Raw genomic sequence first — 23,332 nt, 5'->3', positions numbered from 1 at the left:
GCCCACCCGTCGCCCCGCTCACCGGGCCGGCACCCCGACCGCCGCCGGCTCGCCCAGCACGTCGGAGAGGAGCTGGGCGCACCACTCCAGGAGGGCCTGGTCGCGCAGCGGCTCGCCGCCGATCCGCCGGGTGCTCGGCCGGGGCACGCTGACCTGGTCGAGCGCCGACTTGTAGACCGAGTCGGGGTGGTAGCGCTTGAGCCGCAGCTGCTTCGAGTCGGGCAGCGGCAACGGGCCGAACCGGATGTGCTTGCCCTGCATGGAGACGTCGGTGAGGCCGTAGCGGCGGGCCAGCAGCCGGAACCGCGCCACCGCGACCAGGTTCTGCACCGGGGCGGGCGGCTCGCCGTACCGGTCGGTCATCTCGGCGACCACCTCGCGCAGCCGCTCCTCGTCGCGCGCCTCGGCGAGCTTGCGGTACATCTCCAGGCGCAGCCGCTCCACGCCGACGTAGTCGTGCGGCAGGTGCGCGTCGACCGGCAGGTCGACCTTGACCTCGGTCTCCTCCTCCGGGCGCTCCCCCTTGAACGCCTGCACCGCCTCGCCGACCATCCGCACGTACAGGTCGAAGCCGACGCCCTCGATGTGCCCGGACTGCTCGCCGCCGAGCAGGTTGCCGGCGCCCCGGATCTCCAGGTCCTTCATCGCCACGTACATGCCGGCGCCCAGCTCGGTGTGCTGGGCGATGGTGGCCAGCCGCTCGTGGGCGTGCTCGGTCAGCGGCTTCTCCGGCGGGTAGAGGAAGTACGCGTACGCCCGCTCCCGGCCCCGGCCGACCCGGCCCCGGATCTGGTGCAGCTGGGCCAGGCCGAGCAGGTCGGCGCGCTCCACGATCAGGGTGTTGGCGTTGGGGATGTCGATGCCGGACTCCACGATCGTGGTGCAGACCAGGACGTCGAACTCCTTCTCCCAGAAGCCGACCATCACCTTCTCGAGCGCCTCCTCGCCCATCTGGCCGTGCGCCACCGCCACCCGGGCCTCGGGCACCAGCTCGCGGAGCTTCCGGGCCGCCTTCTCGATCGACTCGACCCGGTTGTGCAGGTAGAAGACCTGCCCGTCGCGGAGCAGCTCGCGGTGGATGGAGGCGGCCACCTGCCGCTCGTCGTACGCCCCGACGAAGGTCAGCACCGGGTGCCGCTCCTCGGGCGGGGTAGCGATGGTGGACATCTCCCGGATGCCGGTGATCGCCATCTCCAGGGTGCGCGGGATCGGGGTGGCCGACATGCTCAACACGTCGACCGAGGCGCGCATCGTCTTCAGGTGCTCCTTGTGCTCGACGCCGAAGCGCTGCTCCTCGTCAACGATGACCAGGCCGAGCGACTTGAACCGGGTGGCCGCCTGGAGCAGCCGGTGGGTGCCGATGACGATGTCGGCGGTGCCCTCGGCGGCCATCGCCAGGGCCTGCTCGGCCTCCTTGGGCGTCTGGAAGCGGGAGAGCTGTCTGATCGTCACCGGGAACTGGCTCATCCGCTCGGCGAACGTGTTGTAGTGCTGCTGCACGAGCAGGGTGGTGGGCACCAGCACCGCCACCTGCTTGCCGTCCTGCACCGCCTTGAACGCCGCCCGGACGGCGATCTCCGTCTTGCCGTAGCCGACGTCGCCGCAGATCAGCCGGTCCATCGGGACGGTCTGCTCCATGTCCCGCTTGACCTCTTCGATCGCCGCGAGCTGGTCCGGCGTCTCCTGCCACGGGAAGGCGTCCTCCAGCTCCCGCTGCCACGGCGTGTCGGGGCCGAAGTTGTGCCCCTTGGACGCCTTCCGGGCGGCGTAGAGCTGGATGAGCTGCGCGGCGATCTCCTTGACCGCCTTGCGGGCCCGGGCCTTGGACTTCTGCCAGTCCGAGCCGCCCATCTTGTGCAGGGTCGGCTGCTCGCCGCCCACGTAGCGGGAGAGCTGGTCGAGCTGGTCGGTGGGGACGAAGAGCCGGTCGCCGGGCTGGCCGCGCTTGCTCGGGGCGTACTCGATGACCAGGTATTCCCGGGACGCGCCGTTGACGGTGCGCTGCACCAGCTCGACGTAGCGGCCGATGCCGTGCTGCTCGTGCACGACGTGGTCGCCGGCCTTCAGCTCCAGCGGGTCGATGGTGTTGCGCCGCCGGCTCGGCATCCTGCGCATGTCTCGCGTGGAGGTGCCCCGCCCGCCGGTGACGTCGTTGCCGGTGAGCAGCACGAACCGGGACGCCTCGTCGACGAAGCCGCTGGCCAGGTTGCCGCAGCTGACCAGCAGCTCGCCGGGGGCGGGGGCGGCCGGGATCTCCTCGGTCAGCCGCGCGCCGAGACCGGCGTCGCGGAGCACCTCGACCGCCCGCTGGGCGGGGCCGTGCCCCTCGAAGACCAGCGCGATCGACCAGCCCTCGCCGGCCCAGCGCTTCAGGTCGTCGACGACCCGGGCGGTCTCGCCGTGGTAGAGCGGGGCCGGCTGCGCGGCCAGGGTCACCGCGATCGCGTCGTCGGGGGTGACGTCCACCTCGCCCGGCTCGTCCTCCCAGGGCTCCCGCGCCGGGGCGCCCTCCGCCTCGGCCAGGCCGAACGGCGACAGCGTCCACCAGGGCCGGCGCAGCCGCGCGGCGGCGGCGCGGACGTCCGCCAGGGTCCGGAAGGCGGCGGCGCCGAGGTCGACCGGGGCCTGCCCGCCGACGGCGGCCGCCGCCCAGCTCGCCTGGAGGAACTCCTCGGAGGTACGCACCAGGTCGTGCGCCCGGGTGCGGATCCGCTCCGGGTCGCACAGCAGCACGTGGGTGCCGGCCGGCATGCAGTCCAGCAGCAACTCCATCGAGTCGGCGCCGATCAGCGCCGGGGCGAGGGACTCCATCCCCTCGACGGGGATGCCCTCGGCCAGCTTGTCGAGGATCTCGGCCAGCTCCGGGTGCTCCTCGGCGAGAGCGGCGGCCCGCTTCCGCACCGACGGCGTGAGCAGCAGCTCCCGGCAGGGCGGCGCCCACAGCTGCGGCACCTGCTCGATGGTCCGCTGGTCGGCGACGGCGAAGGTGCGGATCTCCTCCACCTCGTCGCCCCAGAACTCGACCCGGGACGGGTGCTCGTCGGTGGGCGGGAAGATGTCGAGGATGCCACCGCGTACGGCGAACTCGCCCCGCTTGGTGACCAGGTCGACCCGCGCGTACGCCATGTCGGTCAGCCGGCGGGCGACCTCCTCCAGGTCGGCCTCCTGGCCGGCGGCGAGCTGCACGGGTTCCAGGTCGCCGAGCCCCTTGAGCTGCGGCTGGAGCAGCGACCGGACGGGCGCCACGACCACCCGCAGCGGACCGGTGCGGCCGTGCGCGTCGGCCGCCCCCGGGTGCGCGAGCCGGCGCAGCACGGCCAGCCGCCGGCCGACCGTGTCGGATCGGGGTGACAGGCGCTCGTGCGGCAGCGTCTCCCAGGACGGGAAGACCGCCACCTGCTCGGGCGGGAGCAGGGCGCCCAGCGCCGAGGCCAGGTCGTCGGCCTCCCGCGTGGTCGCGGTCACGGCGAGCACGGGGCGGCCCGCGCCGCCACCCGACCCTTCGCCTCGGGCACCGCCAGCCGCCCCGCCGCCTCGGGCACCGCCGCCGACCGGGTCCGCCGCGACCGCGGCGACCGCGAACGGGCGCAGCGCGGGCGGCGCGGTGATGTCGAGGCCGTCGACCTGCGCGGCACCGGAGCGCGCCAGGTCACGTGCCCGGGCCAGCCCGGGGTCGGCCAGGGCGGCGGAGAACAGACCGGTGAGCATGTCAATCACTTCCCGTGGGATCGCCGGCTCGGCACGCGGCAGGGCCGCAGCACGACAGAAGCCCCGCGTCCGTCGGGACGGGGGGTGCACGCCCGCCAGCCTATCTCGCGGCGGGGACAATCTCGCCCAGAGCCGACGGCGGCGCCTGGCGTGGAACCCGGATCCCGACCCGGGCCGGCCCCGGGCAGGACCGGATCTTGACCAGGGCAGCGCCGATCGGGACCGGATCTTGACCAGGGCAGCGCCGATCGGGAGCGGATCTTGACCGGGGCGGCGCCGGCGTGGTCGGCTTCGATCATGAGCAGTCAGTGGCGGGCACAGTTCGACGCGGAGGTCACCTTCGCCAACGGCGGCGGGCTGCGGACCGACGGGTTCCGGCTCGACATCCCCGGCCGGGAGATCGGCGACGACGAGCTGGCGGCGCTGTTCGTCCGGCACCTCGGGCTGCTGATGGTGGCCGAGGTGCGGATCAGCGACAAGACGATCATCGAGGAGCCGCACAAGGGCGGCCGGGGCCTGACCGGCCCGGACGGCGCGGCCGATCCGGACAGTGCGGCCGGCCCGGGCGGCGCGGACGGGCGGCGGCTGGTCGAGCTGAGCCACGTGGTCACCGACGGGATGACCACCCTGCCGGGCTGGCCGGCCCCGCGGATCAGCGAGTGGCTGACCCGCGACGCGTCCCGGGCGAACTACGCCCCGGGCACCGAGTTCCAGGTGGGGCGGATCGACATGATCGCCAACACCGGCACGTACCTGGACACCCCCGCGCACCGCTACGCCGAGGGCGCCGACCTCGCCGGCACGCCGCTGGACCGCCTCGCCGACCTGCCCGGCACCGTGGTCCGGGTGCCGGCCGGCACCCGCGCGATCGACCGGCTGATGCTGGCCCCGTACGACGTCGCCGGGCGGGCGGTGCTGCTGCACACCGGCTGGGACGCGCACTTCGGCACCGACCGGTACAGCGCGCCGGAGGCGCCCCACCTCACCGGGGAGGGCGCCCGGGCCCTGGTCGAGGCGGGCGCCGCCCTGGTCGGCATCGACTCGATCAACATCGACGACATGAGCCCGGCCGCCGCCGGCGAACGCCCGGCGCACAGCACGCTGCTGGCGGCCGGTGTCCCGATCGTGGAGCACCTGACCGGCCTCGACGCCCTGCCCCCGAGCGGTTTCCGGTTCACCGCCGCTCCGCCGATGGTCGCCGGGATGGGCACCTTCCCCGTCCGCGCCTTCGCCGTCGTCCCGGCCTGACCTCGCCCGGCCCGGCCCGGCCCGCACACGGGCGGGCGGGCTGCTTCGGTGGAACGCCATGGGTGTCAGGACGGTTCGTTGACACCCGTGACGTTCCACCGAGCGAGCGCCGACAGCGGCGGGTGGTCAGTAGCGCACCGAGATCCGGCGCTCGACCGCGTCCACCCGGATCTCGCCGCCGTACGGGACGATCAGCTGCGGGTCGGTGTGGCCGAGGTCGACGTCGAACACCACCACCGCGTCCGGGTGGTAGGCGGCGAGCGCCCGGGCGACCGCCTCCCGCTGGGCGTCGGCCCACGCCCGCCGCTCGTCGACGGTGTGCGGCCGCTCGAAGTCCCACGCCTTCGCCCGCCCGACCAGCACCGCCGGGAACGCGGCGAGCAGGCCCCGCTCGCCCATGTCGCGCAGGATCCGGAACACCTCGGTCGCCGAGGGCATCTCCTCCGACGTCTCGACGATCAACACCGACCCGGCCAGTTCGCCGGCCGGCGGCACCCGGTCGGTCGCCATCAGCGAGTGCAGGATCTCCAGGTTGCCGCCCCAGGTGCGCCCCTCGACGACCCTCGACGGCCCCTGCCAGCGCCAGCCCTCCCCCGGCAGCATCTCCGGCTCGTGGGCCAGCGACGCCGGGTCCCGCCAGTCGTTCGGCCGGTCGCCCCACTCCGGCGCGGGCGTCAGGTCGTACCAGCCGGAGGTGAAGAGGGCGGCGCGCAGCGAGTCGAACGTCAGCGGGTGCGGCCTGCCGGCTCGGCCGAGGTGCACCAGCACCGACCCGCCGTGGTAGGCCACGATCCCCAGCCGGTGCAGGTGGTTGAGCACGTTCGTGTTGTCGGAGTACCCGAAGTACGGCTTCGGGTTGGCCCGCAGCACCGCGTCGTCCAGGTGCGGGGTGACCGTGATCAGGTCGTCCCCGCCGATCGTGGCGAGCACGGCGGTGATCGTCGGGTCGGCGAAGGCGGCGGTCAGGTCCCGCGCCCGGTCGCGCGGGTCGGCGTCCATCACCCGGGTCGTCGGGTACTCCACCGGCTCCAGGCCGAACTCCTCGCGCAGCCGGCGCAGCCCCAGCTCGTACACGTGGGGGAAGATCGCGGGCAGGCCGGCGGAGGGCGAGACGACCGCGACCCGGTCGCCGGGGCGGGGTTTCGGGGGATAGTTCGGCGACGTCATGATCGGACGCTATCGGGTCAGTCGAACGGTTTCCGCCCGGATAACCGCGACGAAAGCCCCGAAAGCCGCCCTAGGCTGGCGGCGTGGACGAGGGGGCGCGCAACCGGCTGCGGACCGTGGGGCTGCTGCTCGGCACCCTCGCGCTCGCCACCGCGTTCATCGCCGCCTACGTCGGCGCGCTGCACCAGCCGACCCCGCGCGACGTGCCCGTCGGGGTGGTGCGCGGCGACCAGAAGGCGCAGGCCCTCCTCGACGCCGTACGCAACCAGACCGACAAGATCAAACCCGTCGAGTACGACGACCCGGGCGCCGCCGACGACGGCCTGACCACCCGCGAGGTGTACGGCGTGCTCGCCGCCACGGCCGAGGGCGGGCTGGCCCTGACCACCGCCAGCGCCGCCTCGCCCGCCGCGGCCGACGTCGTCGCGCAGGTGCTCTCCACCGCCGCGCGGCAGGCCGAACTCCCGCTGCGGGTGACCGACGAGGTGCCGGTGGCCGGGACCGACCCCCGCGGGCTGGTCCCGTTCTACCTGGCCGTCGGGTACGTCCTCGGCGGCTACCTCGCCTCCACCGTCCTCGGCCTCGGCAACGGCACCGCGCCGCGCGGACCACGCCGCGCCGGGCTGCGGATCGCCGCGCTGGCGGCGTACAGCCTGGTGCTCGGGGCCCTCGGCGCGGTCGTGGTCGGCCCGGTCCTCGGCGTCTGGGACCACGACCTGGTGGGCGTCGCCGCCACCGGGACGCTGGCGGTGTTCGCGGCGGCGATGGTCGCCTCCGCCGTGCAGGGCTGGCTGGGGCTGCTCGGCACCGGGCTGGTGATCCTGCTGCTGGTGGTGCTCGGCAACCCGGGCTCCGGCGGCATCTACGCCCCCGAGTTCCTCCCCACCTGGCTGCGCGGAATGCACCGGTGGAACGTGCCGGGGCTGGCCACCGACCTGCTGAAGTCCGTCGTCTACTTCGACCGCCGGTCGACCGGCTGGGCCGTGACCGGGCTGGCCCTGTGGTGCGTCCTCGGCGCGGCCGGGCTGCTCACCGCCAGCCTGGTCCGGGGCCGGCGGGCGGCGCCCCGCCATGCCGGGCGCCCCGCGTCTCCAACGGACTGAGGAATGGGACGAAATCGGGACCCCCTCCTGACGGCGGGGTCGTCGTGGATACGATCCAGGGGATCGGACAGCGCTGTCCTTCGTACTCACGTAAGGAGCGCCCCGTGAGCGACCAGCACGACCACGACGGCCCCGACGCCGCGTTGCGAGCCGACATCCGCCGCCTCGGCACCCTGCTCGGGCAGACCCTCGCCCGCCAGGAGGGTCGACCGCTGCTCGACCTGGTCGAGGAGATCCGCGCGCTGGTCCGCTCCGACGCCCCGAGCGCCGCCCAGCGTCTCGCCGGCCTCGACGTCACCACCGGCACCAAGCTGGCCCGCGCCTTCTCCACCTACTTCCACCTGGCCAACATCACCGAGCAGGTGCACCGGGCCCGGGACCTGCGCCGCCGCCGGGCCGTCCAGGGCGGCTGGCTGGACCAGGCGGCCAAGATGATCGCCGAGCGCGGGGTGCCGGCCGAGGAGATCGCCGCGGCGGCGCGGCGGCTGGCGGTACGCCCGGTCTTCACCGCCCACCCGACCGAGGCGGCCCGCCGGTCGATCCTGTCCAAGCTGCGCGCGATCGCCGACGAACTGGACACCGAGACCGCCAACGCGATCCTCTACGGCGCCAGCGACGAGGGCCCGGCCAACCGCCGCCTCGCCGAGCTGCTCGACCTGATGTGGCAGACCGACGAGCTGCGGCTGGACCGGCCCGACCCGACCGACGAGGCCCGCAACGCCATCTACTACCTGCGCGACCTCTACGCCGAGGCGGCGCCGCAGGTGCTCGACGACCTCGCCGACACGCTGCGCACCCTCGGCGTGGAGACCTCCCCGACCGCCCGGCCGCTGACCTTCGGCACCTGGATCGGCGGCGACCGCGACGGCAATCCGTTCGTCACCCCGACCGTGACCCGCGAGGTGCTGACCATCCAGCACGAGCACGGCATCGAGGCCACCGAGAAGGCGATGGACCACCTGATCAACGAGGTGTCGGTGTCCCGGCGGCTGCGCGGGGTGTCGCTGGACCTCTCCGCCAGCCTCGCCGCCGACCTGGACGCGCTGCCCGAGGTGGCGCCCCGGTTCCGCCGGGTCAACGCCGAGGAGCCCTACCGGCTCAAGGCCCGCTGCGTGAAGGCGAAGCTGGCCAACACCCGGCAGCGGCTGCGGCAGGGCACCGCGCACGTGCCCGGCCGGGACTACCGCGGCTCGGCCGAGCTGATCGCCGACCTGGAGCTGCTGCGCGCCTCGCTGGCCCGCAACTCCGGCCAGCTCACCGCCGTGGGCCGGCTCGCCTCCACCATCCGCACGGTCTCCGCGTTCGGGCTGCACCTGGCGACCATGGACGTGCGGGAGCACGCCGAGGCCCACCACGCGGTGCTGGCCCAGCTCTACGCGGCCGTCGGCGAGGTCTCCGACTACCCCTCGCTGAGCCGCCTCGAGCGGACCAAGCTGCTCGCCGACGAGCTGGCCGGCCGCCGACCCCTGTCCACGCTGGACACGCCGCTGACCGAGGCGACACGCAAGACGTTCGACGTCTTCGGCACCATCCGTGAGGCGCAGGACCGGTTCGGCGCGGAGGTCATCGAGTCGTACATCATCTCGATGACCCTCGGGGTGGACGACGTGCTCGCCGCAGTGGTGCTGGCCCGCGAGGCCGGCCTGGTCGACGTGCACAGCGGCCGGTCCCGGATCGGGTTCGTGCCGCTGCTGGAGACCCCGAGCGAGCTGAACTCGGGCGGCGAGCTGCTCGACGAACTGCTGTCCCTGCCGGCCTACCGGGCGCTGGTCGCCGCGCGGGGCGACGTGCAGGAGGTGATGCTGGGCTACTCCGACTCCAACAAGGAGGCCGGCATCACCACCAGCCAGTGGTCCATCCACCGGGCCCAGCGCGCGCTGCGCGACGTGGCCGCCCGGCACGGCGTGCACCTGCGCCTCTTCCACGGCCGCGGCGGCACGGTCGGGCGCGGCGGCGGGCCGACGCACGAGGCGATCCTGGCCCAGCCGTACGGCACGCTGGACGGCGCGATCAAGGTGACCGAGCAGGGCGAGGTCATCTCCGACAAGTACTCGCTGCCGTCGCTGGCCCGGGAGAACCTGGAGCTGACCCTGGCCGCGGTGCTCCAGGCCACGCTGCTGCACACCGCACCCCGGCAGCCCGCCGAGATGCTGGAACGCTGGGACGCGACGATGGAGTTGGTCTCCGACTCGGCCTTCCGGTCGTACCGGTCACTGGTCGAGGACCCGGACCTGCCCGCGTACTTCTGGGCGTCCACGCCGACCGAGCTGCTCGGGGCGCTGAACATCGGCTCCCGTCCGGCGAAGCGACCCAACACCGGGGCCGGGCTCGGCGGCCTGCGCGCCATCCCGTGGGTGTTCGGCTGGACCCAGACCCGGCAGATCGTGCCCGGCTGGTTCGGGGTCGGCTCCGGGCTGGCCGCGGCGCGGGCGGCGGGGCTGGAGGACGTGCTGGCCGAGATGCACCGCAACTGGCACTTCTTCCGCACGTTCCTGTCCAACGTGGAGATGATGCTCACCAAGACCGACCTGAGCATCGCCCGCCGGTACGTCGAGACGCTGGTGCCAAAGAAGCTGCACCCGATCTTCCACAAGATCGAGCAGGAGTACGAGCTGACCAAGCAGGAGGTGCTGGCGGTGACCGCCTCGCCCGCCCTGCTGGAGGGCTCCCCGGTGCTCCAGCGCACCCTGGCCGTCCGCGACACCTACCTGGAGCCGCTGCACCACCTCCAGGTCGCCCTGCTGCGCCAGTACCGGGAGTCCGGGGCGGCGGGCCGGGCGTTGGCGACCGCGCCGGGCGGCCGACGGGCCCCGAGCGACGGCACCGCGCTGGAGCGTGCCCTGCTGACCACGGTCAACGGCATCGCCGCCGGCATGCGCAACACCGGCTGAGGTGTAAGGAAGGGCACCTTGTTAACGGATTTTGTATAGCAAGGTGCCCTTCCTAACACGGCGACCGGCGGGAGCTCACTAGTCGCCGCCGCCGAAATCGCCGCCGCCGAAATCGCCGCCACCGAAGTCCCCGCCACCGAAATCGCCGGGCTGGTCGCCGTAGTCGGCGCCGTCACCGAAGCCCTCCTCGTAGCCGGCCGCGTAGCCGTAGCCCGGGTCGGCGAAGGCCGGCGAGAAGAGCGCGTCGGCGATCAACAGGCCGCCGACCACGCCCGCCCCCGCGCCCAGCGCGGTCTTCCACCACGGCGTGGAGTACCAGCCCGCCGGCACCGGCCGGCCCTGGTAGCGCCCGCCCGGGTAGTAGTAGGGCGTGTCCCGGCCCGGCTGCGGGCCCGCCTTGAACGTCTGCCCCCGCACGTCGACCTGCCGCTCCCGGGTCAGCTCGCCGGCGCCCTGCGCGGCGGCCAGCGGGGGCAGCTCGGGGCCGGGGTCGATGCCGAGCGCCACCCGGGCGGCGCGGGCGTACGTCAGCCCCTCCAGCGCGGTCTCCCGGGCCAGGCGGTACTGCTGGACGGTCCGGGCCTGTTCGAGCTGGCCGCCGGCCGCGTTGTAGCGCTCGCCCGCGTCGACCAGCGCCTGGCGGACCGCCGGGTGGTCGCCGTGCAGGTTCATCACCTGTCCGCCCAGGCGCTCGTACCAACGCTGGGCGTCGGCCCGCACGTCGGCCAGGCTCCGCGCCTCCCGGGCGGCACGCTCCCGCCGCCACCAGACGAACGCGGCCACCAGCAGCGCCGCCAGGATCACCACCAGCAGAATTTCCATGGCACGAACGTACCCGGGCCGGTCCGGCCGTACGCGTCTGGCAAGCTCCGGTGGTGGACTTCTCGACGCTGGCCGTGGTGGTCGTCTGCCTCGCCGCCGGAGGCGCGGTGGGCTGGTACGCCGCCCGGGCCCGCTCGGCCACCGACATCGCCCGGCTGGACGCCACGCTGCGGGCCACCCGGGAGGGCGAGGGCCGGCTGGAGCAGTCCATGCGGGCGCTCAGCTACGAGGCGACCGCGCAGTCCCAGGAGGCCGTCGCCCGAGCGGTGGCCCCGCTGCACGAGACGCTGCGCCGATACGAGCAACGGGTGGCCGAGCTGGAGCGGGACCGGGTCGACGCCTACGCCGAGCTGCGCGAACAGGTCCGCACGATGAGCACCGTCTCCGGCGAGCTGCGCACCGAGACCAAGCAGTTGGTGGCGGCGCTGCGGGCGCCGCAGGTGCGGGGCCGCTGGGGCGAGCACCAGCTGCGCCGGATCGTGGAGGCGGCCGGCATGCTGGAGCACTGCGACTTCTCCGAGCAGGTCACCGCCGCCACCGACCACCAGGGGGTCCGCCCCGACCTGGTGGTCCGGCTGCACGGGGGCCGGTCGGTGGTGGTAGACGCCAAGGCGCCCTTCGACGCCTACCTGACCGCGATGGAGGCCCGCGACGAGCGGGGGCGTGACACCCACCTCGACGCGCACGCGCGGCACCTGCGGGCACACGTCGACGCGCTGGCCGCCAAGTCCTACTGGGCCGCGTTCGACAGTACGCCGGAGTTCGTGGTGCTCTTCGTACCGGCCGACCCGTTCCTCGACGTCGCGTTGCAGCGCGACCCGACGCTGCTGGAGCACGCGTTCGCCCGCAACGTGGTGCTGGCGACGCCGGCCACCCTGGTGGCGCTGCTGCGCACCGTCGCCTACTCGTGGCGGCAGGAGGCGCTGGCCCGCAACGCGGTGGCGGTGCACTCGCTGGCCCGCGAGCTGTACGGCCGGCTGTCCACACTGGGCGACCACGTCGGCAAGCTGGGCGCGTCGCTGGGCGGGGCGGTGACCGCGTACAACCGGGCGGTGGGGTCGCTGGAGGCCCGGGTGCTGGTCAGCGCCCGCAAGCTCGCCGAGCTGGGGGTCTCCGACGAGGAGCTGGCCGCCCCGACGCAGGTCGAGCTGGCCCCCCGCCAGCCGCAGGCACCGGAGCTGCTGGGCACGGCCGACGCGCCGACCGGCGGGTCGACACTGGACTGACGGCCGATTCGTACCACCTCCGATGTGACAATGCGCATTTACGCACGTCACGAAGTGGTCACAACGAACTCGCCGGTAGTGACACCACCTGCGCCACCACGAAGGATTTGGTCACGTGTGCCCTGCATCTGAGGGCCCTGTTCTCTGGAGGAAAGAGAACGTGAGCAAACCCCGAAACCTGAGCCGGCGTACCTCCGCCGCGCTCTTTGCGTCGGTCGTGGCGGCCAGCGCCGTGACCGGCGCGGGCGGAGCCGCGAACGCGAGCACCGCATCCACCGCCGCCCCCGACACCTCGCAGGTCACCCCCGTCGAGGCCCTGGGCTCGCACGACGCCAAGCTGCTCGCCGAGGCGGAAGCGAAGAAGGCCCCGACCGTCACGCTGATCGTCGCCACCGAAAAGGGCGAGGCGAAGGACGTCGCCGCCGACCTCAAGGCGCTCGGCGCCGCGGTCACCGAGCGGTACGACAGCATCGGCTACATCCTGGCCAAGGTCCCCACCTCGAAGGTGGTGAAGGCGGCCACGCTGCCCGGCGTCTCCGCCGTGGACCTGGACGAGACCATCCAGCTCCCCGACCCGGCGCCCGAGGTGGCCCCCGCCGGCAAGAAGGCGGCGAAGCAGGCTGCGACCCTGCCCGGCCCCGGCGCCGACACCCCGGCCGCCAACCCGTACATGCCGACGCACGAGACCGGCGCCGTCTCGTTCGTGAAGCAGCACCCGGAGTGGGACGGCCGCGGCGTCACGATCGGCATCATGGACTCCGGTGTGGACCTCGGTCACCCGGCGCTGCAGCAGACCACCACCGGCGAGCGGAAGATCGTCGACTGGGTCACCGCGACGGACCCGTTCGAGGACGCCACCTGGCGCGCCATGATCACCGAGGTGACCGGCCCGTCGTTCACCGCGGCCGGCGCGACCTGGAAGGCCCCGGCGGGCACCTACCGGTTCAACCGGTTCGCCGAGTCGGTGACCACGAACAGCGACCCGGCCGGTGACGTCAACCGCGACGGGGACCGGACCGACGCCTTCGGCATCCTCTACGACCCGGCCACCCACAACATCTGGGTCGACACCAACCAGAACAACGACTTCACCGACGACGCCCTGATGCGGCCGTACAAGGAGAAGTTCGACGTCGGCCACTTCGGCACCGACAACCCGGCGACCCCCGTCGCCGAGCGGATGCCGTTCGTCGTGGAGTACCGCGAGGACGTGGACACCGCTCCCGTCGGCGGCCCCGGCCTGGTCGACTACGTCAACATCGGCATCGTCGAGAGCACCCACGGCACCCACGTCGCCGGCATCACCGCCGCCAACGACATGCTCGGCAACGGCGCCTTCGACGGTGCCGCGCCCGGTGCCAAGCTCGTCTCCGCCCGCGCCTGCTCGTGGGGCGGCGGCTGCACGTACGCCGCCCTCACCACCGGCATGGCCGACCTGGTGATCAATCGCAAGGTCGACGTGATCAACATGTCGATCGGCGGCCTGCCGGCGCTGAACGACGGCAACAACGCCCGCGCCGAGCTCTACAACAACCTGATCACCACCTACGGCGTGCAGATGTTCATCTCGGCCGGCAACTCCGGCCCGGGCCTGAACACCATCGGCGACCCGTCGGTGGCCGCCAACGTGGTCAGCGTCGCCGCGAGCATCAGCAAGGACACCTGGCTGGCCAACTACGGCTCGGTGGTGGAGCAGAAGAACGCGCTGTTCAACTTCTCCTCCCGTGGCCCGCGCGAGGACGGCGGCGTCAAGCCGAGCATCACCGCGCCCGGCTCCGCCATCTCCACCGCGCCGACCTGGCAGCTCGGCAACCCGGTCCCCGAGGCCGGCTACCCGCTGCCCCCGGGCTACGCGATGCTGAACGGCACCTCGATGGCCTCCCCGCAGGCCGCCGGCGCCGCCGCCCTGCTGCTGTCGGCCGCCAAGGCGACCGACAAGGGCGTCACCCCGGCCGCGCTGCGCCGGGCCGTCTACTCGTCGGCGAAGCCGATCAAGAACGTCCCGACGTACGGCCAGGGCTACGGCATGTTCGACGTGGCGGGCGCGTGGAAGCTGCTGCGCAAGGGCGTGGAGACCCGCTCCTACACCTCCGACGCCCCGGTCTGCACCGTGCTCTCCGGGCAGCTCGGCACCCCGAACCGGGGCACCGGCGTCTACAACCGTTGCGGCTCGGCTGACGGCGGGCACCGGGTCGGCCAGGCGAAGACCTACCAGGTCGGAATCACCCGTACCAGCGGGCCGGCCGGCACCGTGAAGCACGTGGTGGGCCTGCGCGGCAACGACGGCACCTTCAAGGCACCGAAGACCGTCTCGCTCCCGCTGAACAAGACCGTCACCGTCACGGTCACCGCCAAGCCCGCCACCTCCGGCGCGCACGGCGCGATCATGACGATCGACGACCCGCACACCTCCGTCATCGACTTCGAGGTCTCCGCCGTCGTCGTGGCCTCGAACGACGTGCAGAAGCCTGACTATTCCTTCTCGGCCGAGGGCTCGGTCGACCGGAACGGCTTCACCTCGTACTTCGTGACGGTGCCGCCGGGCACCGGTGCCCTCCAGGTGAACCTGTCCGGCATCGCCACCGGCTCGCAGACGCGGTTCATCGCGTTCAACCCGTACGGCGTCCCGGTGGAGAGCACCTCCAGCCTCGCCTGCTACACCAACTTCTCCGACGCCAACGCCTGCAAGCCGCAGGAGCGCGACTACCAGAACCCGATCGCCGGGGTCTGGGAGATCGAGGTGGAGTCCCGCCGGACCTCGCCGTCGCTGAACAACCCGTACCAGCTCACGGCGCGGGTGCAGGGTGTCGCGGTCGAGCCGGCCGTGATCGAGCTGCCGTCGGTTGCCGCCGGTGCGGCGACCCCGGTGACCTGGTCGCTGGCCAACACCTTCGGCCCGGTCGCGGTGGCCGGCCAGGGCGGCCCGCTCTCCAGCGTCCACGCCGAGCGGCCGACCATCGCCGAGGGCACGACGCAGGAGTTCATCGTGGAGGTGCCGGCGGGGGCGACCCGCTTCACCGCCCGGATCGGCAACCCGGCCAGCGCCGCCGCCGACCTCGACCTCTTCGTCTTCCGTGGCGCCACGGAGGTCGGTCGGGCCGCCGACGGTGACTCGGAGGAGGCCGTGACCATCAACAACCCCGTGGCGGGCACCTACCGGGTGGTCGTCGACGGCTACGCGGTCGACGGGGCCGGTGGCAGCACCGCCTACGACTACCGTGACTCGTTCTCCGCCGCGGCGCTGGGCAACCTCTCGGCGCCAGCCACCCCGCTCACCCTCGCCAACGGCGCCACCGCCACCCTGACCGGTACGGTGACCGCCCAGGCGACCCCGGCCGCCGGCCGGGCGCTCTTCGGTGAGCTGTCCGTGGTGACCACCGAGGGCGCGGTCGTCGGCCGCGGCGCCGTCTCCATCGGCACCGTGAGCTGACCCGTCCCGCACCGGAACACCGGAGCCCGCCCCCACCCGGGGGGCGGGCTCCGCCCGTTCGTGCCTCCGACCACGGCCAATCGGCCTCGGGCCTCGGGCCTCGGGCCTCGGGCCTCGGGCCTCGGGCCTCGGGCCTCGGGCCTCGGGCCTCGGGCCTCGGGGCATTGTCCACGCCACGCTGTCGAGCTGCCCCGTCCATGAGACCGGTTCGAGGCGGCGGCCCGGCGGGCCGGACACCGCCGGCCCTGCCCCTATCCGTGGGGCAGCTCGACAGGGCACACGGCGGGACGGGTCTGCGCAGTTGGCCGACCACCGGCGCCCCGCGCCGAACCCGCCGACCACCGGCGCCCCGCGCCGAACCCGCCGGCAACCGGCCCACGCCGAACCCGCCGGCAACCGGCCCACGCCGAACCCGCCGGCAACCGGCCCACGCCGAACCCGCCGGCAACCGGCCCGCGCCGAGCCCGCCGGCGACCGGCCCGCGCTGAAGTCCCGCCGGCAACCCCGGCGGCACCGCTGCCCGCCCGCAACGACGCCCGCCGCGATGAGGACCCGGCGCGATGAGGACCCGGCGCGCCGCCTGCGCGCGGATGGTGGCTCAGCCGCGGCGGGCGGTGTCGACCTGGAAGGGCGTGCCCTGCTGGCAGGTGGTGAGCAGGTCGGGCTGCACCCGACCGGTGACGGTCACCTTCGCGCCGGGCTTCAACACGTCGCGCGGGCCGCCGATCAGCAGGTAGTTGCCGAGCAGCAGGCAGTTGGGCTCGACCCCGGGGGTGACCGTCCCGGTCAGCGTGGTGCCGCCCGCCGGCGGCGGCGACGAGGTCGGCCGGCCCGGGCGCTTCGTGGGTGGGGGCAGGACGGGACCGCTCGCGTCGTCGCTGGTCGGCGGCGCGCCGGGGGTGGTCGGATCCGGGCTGGGCGGCGTGGTCACTGGGGCTCCCGTCGGGCTGGGGGTGTGGATGCCGCCGGCACCGTCCTGACCGCCGCAGGCGCTCAGCGCCACGCAGACGGCCAGCGCGGAGGCGGCGAGCCGAAAGGTCCTCATACCCGTATCGGACGCAGCGAAGCCCGGCGCCGTTCCCTGCCGGGTCAGCCGCGGGCCGCGGCGGCCTTCATGTCCCGCTTGAGCTCCTGCGGCAGCGAGAAGGTCAGCCGCTCGTTGGCCGTCACCACCTCGTCCACGTCGGTGAACCCGTGCGCGGCGAGGTGGGCGAGCACCTCCTGCACCAGCTCGTCCGGGACGCTGGCGCCCGAGGTCAGCCCGACCGTGCGCGCCCCCTCCAGCCAGGCGTCGTCGATCTCGTGTGCGAAGTCGACGAGGTGACCGGCCCGCGCCCCGGCGTCCAGGGCGACCTCGACGAGGCGTACGGAGTTGGAGGAGTTGCGCGAGCCGACGACGATCACCACGTCGCACTCGGGCGCGATCTCCTTGACCACGTGCTGCCGGTTGGAGGTGGCGTAGCAGATGTCGTCGCTGGGGGGCGACTGGAGCATCGGCAGCCGCTTCTTGAGCCGGGCCACCGTCTCCAGCGTCTCGTCGACCGAGAGGGTGGTCTGGGAGAGCCAGACGACCTTGTTCGGGTCGCGGACGGTGATCTTGTCGGCATCCTCGGGGCCGTCCACGAGCTGGATGTGCTCCGGGGCCTCGCCGGAGGTGCCGATGACCTCCTCGTGCCCCTCGTGGCCGATGAGCAGGATGTCGTAGTCCTCGGCGGCGAACCGCTTCGCCTCCTGGTGCACCTTGGTGACCAGCGGGCAGGTCGCGTCGATCGCCTTGAGCGAGCGCGTGCGGGCCTGCTCGTAGACCTCCGGCGCCACCCCGTGCGCGGAGAAGATGACGGTGGCGCCCTCCGGCACCTCCTCGTTCTCCTCCACGAAGATCGCGCCCTTGGCCTCCAGGGTCTGCACGACGTGCTTGTTGTGCACGATCTGCTTGCGTACGTAGATCGGGGCGCCGTAGAGCTTGAGCGCCTCCTCCACGGTCTGCACCGCGCGGTCCACGCCCGCGCAGTAGCCGCGGGGCTTGGCCAGGAGCACGCGCTTGCCGGTCCGGGACGTCGCTTCAGCCTGAGTCACCCGCCCATCGTACGTGCCGCCCGGACGGCAACCCCGACTGCGACCGCCACCCCGCACCCCACCCCCGACCCCCGACCCACCTCGTTGATCATGAGGTTGTCGCCCGCGACACGCCGTCAGCAGGGCAACAACCTCATGATCAACGGGGCCCGGACGGCGGGCCGTAGGGTGGGCGGGTGAGCACAGGCGAGGTGGGGCGGAGCACGTCCGAGGAGCCGTGGCCGGTCCGGGTGGTCAGCCAGAAGGTCGGCGCCTGGATCGCCCGGCTGGGCTGGGTATGGGTCGACGGGCAGGTGGCGCAGATCAGCCGCCGGCCGGGCGCCACCACCGTCTTCCTCACCCTGCGGGACCCGTCGGCCGACCTGAGCCTGACCGTCACCACCAACCGGGACGTCCTCGACGCCGGCGCGCCGGAGCTGCGCGAGGGTGCCCGGGTGGTGCTGCACGCCAAGCCGGAGTTCTACGCGGCCCGGGGCACGCTCAGCCTGCGCGCCGACGAGATCCGGCAGGTCGGCCTCGGCGAGCTGCTGGCCCGGCTGGAGAAGCTCAAGAAGCTGCTCGCCACCGAGGGGCTCTTCGACCGGGCCCGCAAGCGCCGGCCGCCGTTCCTGCCCAACCGGATCGGGCTGATCACCGGCCGCGCGTCGGCCGCCGAGCGGGACGTGCTGACCAACGCCCGCCGGCGCTGGCCGGCCGTGGAGTTCCGCACGGTCAACGTGGCCGTCCAGGGGCCGAGCGCGGTCCCGCAGATCGTCGACGCACTCAAGGTGCTGGACGCCGACCCGACCATCGACGTGATCATCATCGCCCGGGGCGGGGGCGGCATCGAGGATCTGCTCCCCTTCTCCGACGAGGCGCTCTGCCGGGCGGTGTTCGCCTGCCGCACGCCGGTGGTCAGCGCGATCGGCCACGAGACGGACGCGCCACTGGTCGACTACGTCGCCGACCTGCGCGCCTCCACGCCGACCGACGCGGCCAAGCGGGTGGTCCCCGACCTCACCGAGGAGGTACGCCTCATCCGGCAGGCCCGGCACCGCCTGGAACGCGCGGTGCGCAACCTCGTCGACCGCGAGTCGCACCGGCTCGACGGGCTGCGCTCCCGGCCCGTGCTGGCCCGCCCGCAGGTGATGGTCGACCAGCGGGCCGCCGACCTGACCGGGCTCCGCCAACGGGCCGGGCGCTGCCTGGAGCACCGGCTCGCGGCCGCCGACGACGACCTGCGGCACACCCTGGCCCGGCTGCGTGCCCTCTCGCCGGCGGCCACCCTCGACCGGGGTTACGCAATCGTCCAGCGGGCCGACGGGCACGTCGTTCGGGCCGCGTCCGAGGTGGGCAAGGGCGACGCGCTGCGGGTCCGGCTCGCCGACGGCGAACTGGCCGCCACGGTCGACGGCTGAACGGGTAGGGCAGGCACGATGTGGTGGGATGGCAGCGATGACTGACGAGAAGAAGGACGAGCGCCTCAGCTACGAGCAGGCCCGCGCCGAGCTGGCGTCGGTGGTCGAGCGGCTGGAGGCCGGCGGCACGACGCTGGAGGAGTCGCTGGCGCTCTGGGAGCGCGGCGAGAAGCTGGCCGAGGTCTGCCAGCGCTGGCTCGACGGCGCCCGCGCCCGGATCGACGCCGCCCGGCAGGAGCCCGCCTCCTGACGTCCCCGCGCGTCGATCATGGGTGTGGTGGGGACAAACGTCACCCACCACGAACCCCCATGATCGACGCGGCGCGCGTCAGTTGAACAGGTTGTAGAGCTCCGCCGGTGCCTCGACCACCTGGTCCGCCGGCGGCTTCCGCGCCGCGGCGGCGTTGCCGTAGTCCGAGTAGGTGATCCGGATGTCCTGCGCCTTCGTCTGGCCGGCGGCCGGAATCTGGATGACCATCTCGCTGAGTCGCCCCTGCGGGTCGAGCTTCGCGGTGAACGGCACCGACTTCGCCTGCGCCCCGAGGGCCGTGACCACCGCCGGGTCCACCGAACCCGCCTGCGCCGCCTTCGACACGTCGATGGTGCCGGCGTACGCGCCCTCGCCCGTCTGCCGCACCTCGGTGATGCCCTGGGTCAGCACCTCGCTGCCCGCCGGGTCGACCTTGTCGAAGTCGAAGCCGAGGTTCCGGTTGCCCTTGATCCGGGTCTGGTCGAGGTGCTGGTACTTGCCGAGGTTCAGCTTCTGCACGCCCGGCAGGCTGCCCGCGGTCGTGCCGCCGAGTTCCAGCTTCACCCAGCTGTCCGGCTTGGCGTGGACGAGGTCGAGCTTCATGAACAGGTCGTCAGTCGGCTGGCCGATCGTCACCCGCATCTCGGCGCTCTGGCTGGGCTCGTGCACCTGCCCCTCGGCGGTGGAGCCGGCGCCGGACATGGTGAACCGGAAGTTGCCGTTGCTGATCTCGCGGGTGGAGGCCAGCAGCGCCTGCTTGGCGTCGCCGGGGACCGGGGTCGCGGCGCCGGAGGCCGCCACCGTGCCGGACGCCGACACGGACGGGGAGGCGGACGAGCCCGCCTCCGGTGTCCCGCTGGCATTGCAGGCGGCCAGACCGGGAGTGAACAGCGCGGCGGCCACCAGGCCGGCGCTCAGGCGTCGAAGAGTCATGCGTGTCTCCCACGTGGGTCACCCGACGCACCTGACGGCGCCGGAAACCGGGCGACGCACCGCGTCGGCTACGTCGCGCGAGCCCGGGGGCGGCTGCCGGAGCGGCCGGGCGGGCCCGCTCCCCTGTTGTTCCCTGCCACCGCGTCGCACAATCACCGGTCTGTCCGGTTGTCCCCGGTCGGGTGACCGTCGAAACGCGGAAACGGGCGGCCGGGGCCGCCCGTTTCCGTCGTGCCGGTGTTAACTGAACATCTCGTACGTCGAGGCCGGGGCCTCGACGACCTTGTCCGCCGCCGGCTTCTGCGGCGTGGTGGCGTTGCCGTAGTCGGCGTAGGTGACCGTCATGTCGTGGGCCTTGGTTTCACCGGCCGCCGGGACCGAGATGACCAGCTCGGTGAGCCGACCCTGGTCGTCCAGCTTGGCGGTGAAGGACAGCGACTTGGCCTGCGCGCCGAGCGCCTTGACCATGTCGGAGTCCAGGGCGGCCGAGCCGTCGCCCACGGCGGACGCGTCGAGCTTGCCGGCGTAGCTTCCCTCGCCGGTCTTCTGCACCTCCGTGATGCCCTTGGCGAGCACGGCAGCGCCGGCCGGGTCCACGTCCTTCATGTTGAGGCCGAGCTCGCCGGCGTCCTTGACCTTGGACTGGTCGAGGTGCTGGTACTTGTCCTTCACCTTGTCGGCGCCGGGGATCATCGCCCCCAGCTCGCCGAGGTCGATCTTCACCCAGCTCTCCGGCTCGATGTAGATCATCTCCATGCCGAAGGTGGTGCCGGAGCCGTCGTCGGCCTTCATCGTGAACTGGGCGCTGTTGCTGGGCTTGTGCACCGAGCCCTTGCCGCTGATGCCGTCACCGGCGATCGTGAAGTTGAAGTTCCCCTTCTCGATCTCCTTGGTGGAGGCGAGCAGCGCCTCCTTCGGGTCGGCGGGGACGGCCGGGGCCGACGACGCGGACGAGCCGGCGGCGCCGGGCTCGGCGGCGTCCGACTTGCAGGCGGCCAGACCGGGAACGAGCAGGGTGGCGGCGAGCACGCCGACGCTCCACCGTCGAATGTTCACTGTTGTCTCTCTTCGCAGAACGGTAAGCACCCGGCCGACCGCGGTCGCCGGGGGTGAGCCGGGGCAGCGTAGCCGATGGGACCGACGTCCGGGGGCCCTCGACAGCCGGCCGCTACCGGATCGTCCCGGCCAGGTGTCGCAGCTCGTTGTCCCGGGCGTCGCCGACCACGATCACCGTCCGGTTCGGTTCGAGCAGCACCAGCGCCTGCTCGTTGGCCCGGGCGGTGTACCGCTGCCAGGTGCGCCCGCCCAGGTCGGTCTGCCCCTGGGGTTGCCCCTCGGCGGTCAGCTCGGCCGGCAGCAGCTGCTCCGGCGGCACGTTGCTCTGCACCAGCTGGGCGCCCCGCCCCTCGGGGGTGAGGTAGCCGAGGCGCAGGCTCGCCCCGCCCTCGACGTTCTGGAAGGTCGCGTTGACCGTCCGCCACCCGTCTCCCAGCTCCACCGGCTCGCTGACCGGGAACGCGTTGGCGGCCCGGGCCGACTCGACGGCGGGCGCGGGGTCGACCGTGACCGGCTGGTCGCCGCCGAGGAACCCCCGGTAGAAGGCGAGCAGCAGGGCGATCGGGATCAGCAGCACGAGCAGCGAGAGCGCCATGTCCTTCGGCGACCGCTCCGACTTGCGGGCGTCGACCGAGGGCGGCGGCGCGGGCAGCTCGCCCGTCTCCGCCGCGCCGGCCGGCGCGGCGCCCGGCGCGGCGGGAGGCTCCACCAGCGCCGGCTCGCCCTCCGGCACGGCGGCGGCCGGGGTCGGGGCGACCGGCGGCTGACCGTCCGGCGGCGTCTGGTCGGCGGGTACGCGATCGGCAGGCTGTGCGGGTTCCACCCCGCCATCTTCCCGCACCGCCCGACCGGCCGTATCCGGGCCATCACCGCCCCGGCACGGCGCCCGGTCCGCCATCGTGTGAGGATCAGCGACACAGCCGGCAGCGGCGACGCCGCACCCTGCCGCCCCGCAACGTCGCGAGGAGGAGCCGTCATGACCAACACCACCAGGACGCGGATCCCACAGGATCTCGACCGCAACCTCGCCCTCGACCTGGTCCGGGTCACCGAGGCCGCGGCGATGGCCGCCGGCCGCTGGGTCGGCCGGGGCGACAAGGAGGGCGGCGACGGGGCCGCCGTCGACGCGATGCGCAAGCTGATCAACTCGATCCCCATGCGGGGCGTCGTGGTGATCGGCGAGGGCGAGAAGGACAACGCGCCGATGCTCTTCAACGGCGAGGAGGTCGGCGACGGCACGGGGCCGGAGGTGGACGTCGCGGTCGACCCGATCGACGGCACCACGCTGATGAGCAAGGGCATGCCGAACGCCCTGGCCGTGCTCGCGGTCGCCGAGCGCGGGGCCATGTTCGACCCGAGCGCCGTGTTCTACATGGAGAAGCTCGCGGTCGGCCCGGTCTACGCCGACGTCGTGGACATCAACGCCGGGGTGGCCGACAACCTGCGCCGGATCGCCAAGGTCAAGGGCGCCGACATCTCCGAGGTGACGGTCTGCGTCCTGGACCGGCCCCGACACGACGACCTGGTGGCGCAGATCCGGCGCGCCGGGGCGGGCATCCGCTTCATCTCCGACGGCGACATCGCGGGCGCCATCGCCGCCGCCCGCGGCGAGTCGGACGTCGACGTGCTGATGGGCATCGGCGGCACCCCGGAGGGGATCACCGCGGCCTGCGCCCTCAAGTGCATGGGCGGGGTGATGCAGGCCAAGCTCTGGCCGCGCGACGCCGAGGAGCGGGAGAAGGCGCTCGCCGCCGGGCACGACCTGGACCGGGTGCTCACCACCGACGACCTCGTCACCGGCGACAACTGCTTCTTCGTGGCGACCGGGGTCACCTCCGGCGACCTGCTGCGCGGGGTCCGCTACCGGGCCGGTGGGGCGTACACCCAGTCGATCGTGATGCGCTCGAAGAGCGGCACGATCCGGGTGATCGACTCGTACCACCGGCTGGAGAAGCTGGCCCTCTACTCGGCGGTGGACTTCGACGGTCGCCCCCTGGCCGAGCAGGAGTGACAGCCACCGGGACG

The 23,332-nt window shown here is 73.3% G+C and carries 16 protein-coding genes; 8 read left to right on the top strand and 8 right to left on the bottom strand.

The features are described from left to right. Positions 1–18: 18 nt before the first annotated feature. On the bottom strand, positions 19–3,708 hold the full coding sequence (mfd, locus tag ACGF5G_RS03375; protein WP_393258618.1) for a transcription-repair coupling factor: 3,690 nt from the start codon (positions 3,706–3,708) through the stop codon (positions 19–21). Between the two features lie 297 nt (positions 3,709–4,005). Between mfd and ACGF5G_RS03370 the strand changes: the two genes are divergently transcribed. Further along, positions 4,006–4,956, top strand: coding sequence for a cyclase family protein (locus tag ACGF5G_RS03370; RefSeq protein WP_393258616.1), 951 nt, complete (start codon positions 4,006–4,008; stop codon positions 4,954–4,956). A 126-nt stretch (positions 4,957–5,082) separates the two neighbouring features. On the opposite strand, the gene ACGF5G_RS03365 is transcribed toward ACGF5G_RS03370, so the two are convergent. Beyond that, on the bottom strand, positions 5,083–6,123 hold the full coding sequence (locus ACGF5G_RS03365; protein WP_393258614.1) for a S66 peptidase family protein: 1,041 nt from the start codon (positions 6,121–6,123) through the stop codon (positions 5,083–5,085). 83 nt (positions 6,124–6,206) lie between these two features. Between ACGF5G_RS03365 and ACGF5G_RS03360 the strand changes: the two genes are divergently transcribed. Together ACGF5G_RS03360 and ppc are read left to right on the top strand one after the other, a co-directional pair. Then, on the top strand, positions 6,207–7,226 hold the full coding sequence (locus ACGF5G_RS03360; RefSeq protein ID WP_393258611.1) for a hypothetical protein: 1,020 nt from the start codon (positions 6,207–6,209) through the stop codon (positions 7,224–7,226). Positions 7,227–7,330: 104 nt separating this feature from the next. After that, positions 7,331–10,117: a phosphoenolpyruvate carboxylase gene (ppc, locus tag ACGF5G_RS03355; protein WP_393258609.1), complete on the top strand. Its 2,787-nt coding sequence runs from the start codon at positions 7,331–7,333 to the stop codon at positions 10,115–10,117. Between the two features lie 78 nt (positions 10,118–10,195). On the opposite strand, the gene ACGF5G_RS03350 is transcribed toward ppc, so the two are convergent. Beyond that, a complete protein-coding gene (locus tag ACGF5G_RS03350) occupies positions 10,196–10,939 on the bottom strand; it encodes a hypothetical protein (protein WP_393258606.1) in 744 nt (247 codons plus the stop codon). Between the two features lie 53 nt (positions 10,940–10,992). On the opposite strand from ACGF5G_RS03350, the gene ACGF5G_RS03345 reads away from it, so the two are divergent. Then, the gene (locus tag ACGF5G_RS03345) at positions 10,993–12,165 is read left to right on the top strand and encodes a DNA recombination protein RmuC (RefSeq protein ID WP_393258604.1); all 1,173 of its coding nucleotides are present in this window, start codon (positions 10,993–10,995) and stop codon (positions 12,163–12,165) included. A gap of 160 nt (positions 12,166–12,325) precedes the next feature. Continuing rightward, positions 12,326–15,595, top strand: a complete 3,270-nt coding sequence (locus ACGF5G_RS03340) for a S8 family serine peptidase (RefSeq protein ID WP_393258601.1) — start codon at positions 12,326–12,328, stop codon at positions 15,593–15,595. Between the two features lie 598 nt (positions 15,596–16,193). On the opposite strand, the gene ACGF5G_RS03335 is transcribed toward ACGF5G_RS03340, so the two are convergent. Together ACGF5G_RS03335 and ACGF5G_RS03330 are read right to left on the bottom strand one after the other, a co-directional pair. Then, entirely contained in the window at positions 16,194–16,640 is a 447-nt protein-coding gene (locus ACGF5G_RS03335) for a hypothetical protein (protein WP_393258598.1), read from the bottom strand. A 44-nt stretch (positions 16,641–16,684) separates the two neighbouring features. Beyond that, positions 16,685–17,671 (bottom strand): 4-hydroxy-3-methylbut-2-enyl diphosphate reductase, encoded by a 987-nt coding sequence (locus tag ACGF5G_RS03330; protein ID WP_363705064.1) that lies wholly within the window; start codon positions 17,669–17,671, stop codon positions 16,685–16,687. A 176-nt stretch (positions 17,672–17,847) separates the two neighbouring features. Between ACGF5G_RS03330 and xseA the strand changes: the two genes are divergently transcribed. Both xseA and ACGF5G_RS03320 read left to right on the top strand, forming a co-directional pair. Beyond that, on the top strand, positions 17,848–19,068 hold the full coding sequence (gene xseA, locus ACGF5G_RS03325; protein ID WP_393258595.1) for an exodeoxyribonuclease VII large subunit: 1,221 nt from the start codon (positions 17,848–17,850) through the stop codon (positions 19,066–19,068). A 37-nt stretch (positions 19,069–19,105) separates the two neighbouring features. Then, the gene (locus ACGF5G_RS03320) at positions 19,106–19,318 is read left to right on the top strand and encodes an exodeoxyribonuclease VII small subunit (RefSeq protein WP_350678613.1); all 213 of its coding nucleotides are present in this window, start codon (positions 19,106–19,108) and stop codon (positions 19,316–19,318) included. A gap of 78 nt (positions 19,319–19,396) precedes the next feature. Here the strand turns inward: ACGF5G_RS03320 and ACGF5G_RS03315 are convergent, their stop codons facing one another. The 3 genes from ACGF5G_RS03315 to ACGF5G_RS03305 all read right to left on the bottom strand — a co-directional run bounded on the left by ACGF5G_RS03315 (position 19,397) and on the right by ACGF5G_RS03305 (position 22,130). Beyond that, positions 19,397–20,251, bottom strand: coding sequence for a hypothetical protein (locus ACGF5G_RS03315; RefSeq protein ID WP_393258592.1), 855 nt, complete (start codon positions 20,249–20,251; stop codon positions 19,397–19,399). A 240-nt stretch (positions 20,252–20,491) separates the two neighbouring features. Next, positions 20,492–21,307 carry a hypothetical protein gene (locus tag ACGF5G_RS03310; RefSeq protein ID WP_393258589.1) on the bottom strand — a complete coding sequence of 272 codons (816 nt, stop codon included), beginning with the start codon at positions 21,305–21,307 and terminating at the stop codon, positions 20,492–20,494. A gap of 112 nt (positions 21,308–21,419) precedes the next feature. Further along, positions 21,420–22,130 (bottom strand): DUF4245 domain-containing protein, encoded by a 711-nt coding sequence (locus ACGF5G_RS03305; protein ID WP_393258586.1) that lies wholly within the window; start codon positions 22,128–22,130, stop codon positions 21,420–21,422. A gap of 153 nt (positions 22,131–22,283) precedes the next feature. Here ACGF5G_RS03305 and glpX point away from each other — a divergent pair, with 153 nt between their 5' ends. Continuing rightward, entirely contained in the window at positions 22,284–23,318 is a 1,035-nt protein-coding gene (glpX, locus tag ACGF5G_RS03300; protein WP_357692224.1) for a class II fructose-bisphosphatase, read from the top strand. Positions 23,319–23,332: the final 14 nt, after the last annotated feature.

Origin of the sequence: Micromonospora sp. NPDC047730, from assembly GCF_043204765.1 — a bacterium.
In the GTDB taxonomy this organism is placed as follows: domain Bacteria; phylum Actinomycetota; class Actinomycetes; order Mycobacteriales; family Micromonosporaceae; genus Micromonospora.
This window is presented reverse-complemented; position numbering and strand designations above follow the sequence as displayed.

Excerpts from the sequence above, each read along its gene's own strand:
- ACGF5G_RS03350 (WP_393258606.1), bottom strand. The coding sequence starts at position 10,939 with ATGGAAATTCTGCTGGTGGTGATCCTGGCGGCGCTGCTGGTGGCCGCG.
- ACGF5G_RS03315 (WP_393258592.1), bottom strand. The coding sequence starts at position 20,251 with ATGACTCTTCGACGCCTGAGCGCCGGCCTGGTGGCCGCCGCGCTGTTC.
- glpX (WP_357692224.1), top strand. The coding sequence starts at position 22,284 with ATGACCAACACCACCAGGACGCGGATCCCACAGGATCTCGACCGCAAC.
- ACGF5G_RS03320 (WP_350678613.1), top strand. The coding sequence starts at position 19,106 with ATGACTGACGAGAAGAAGGACGAGCGCCTCAGCTACGAGCAGGCCCGC.
- ACGF5G_RS03370 (WP_393258616.1), top strand. The coding sequence starts at position 4,006 with ATGAGCAGTCAGTGGCGGGCACAGTTCGACGCGGAGGTCACCTTCGCC.
- mfd (WP_393258618.1), bottom strand. The coding sequence starts at position 3,708 with ATGCTCACCGGTCTGTTCTCCGCCGCCCTGGCCGACCCCGGGCTGGCC.
- ACGF5G_RS03335 (WP_393258598.1), bottom strand. The coding sequence starts at position 16,640 with ATGAGGACCTTTCGGCTCGCCGCCTCCGCGCTGGCCGTCTGCGTGGCG.
- ACGF5G_RS03365 (WP_393258614.1), bottom strand. The coding sequence starts at position 6,123 with ATGACGTCGCCGAACTATCCCCCGAAACCCCGCCCCGGCGACCGGGTC.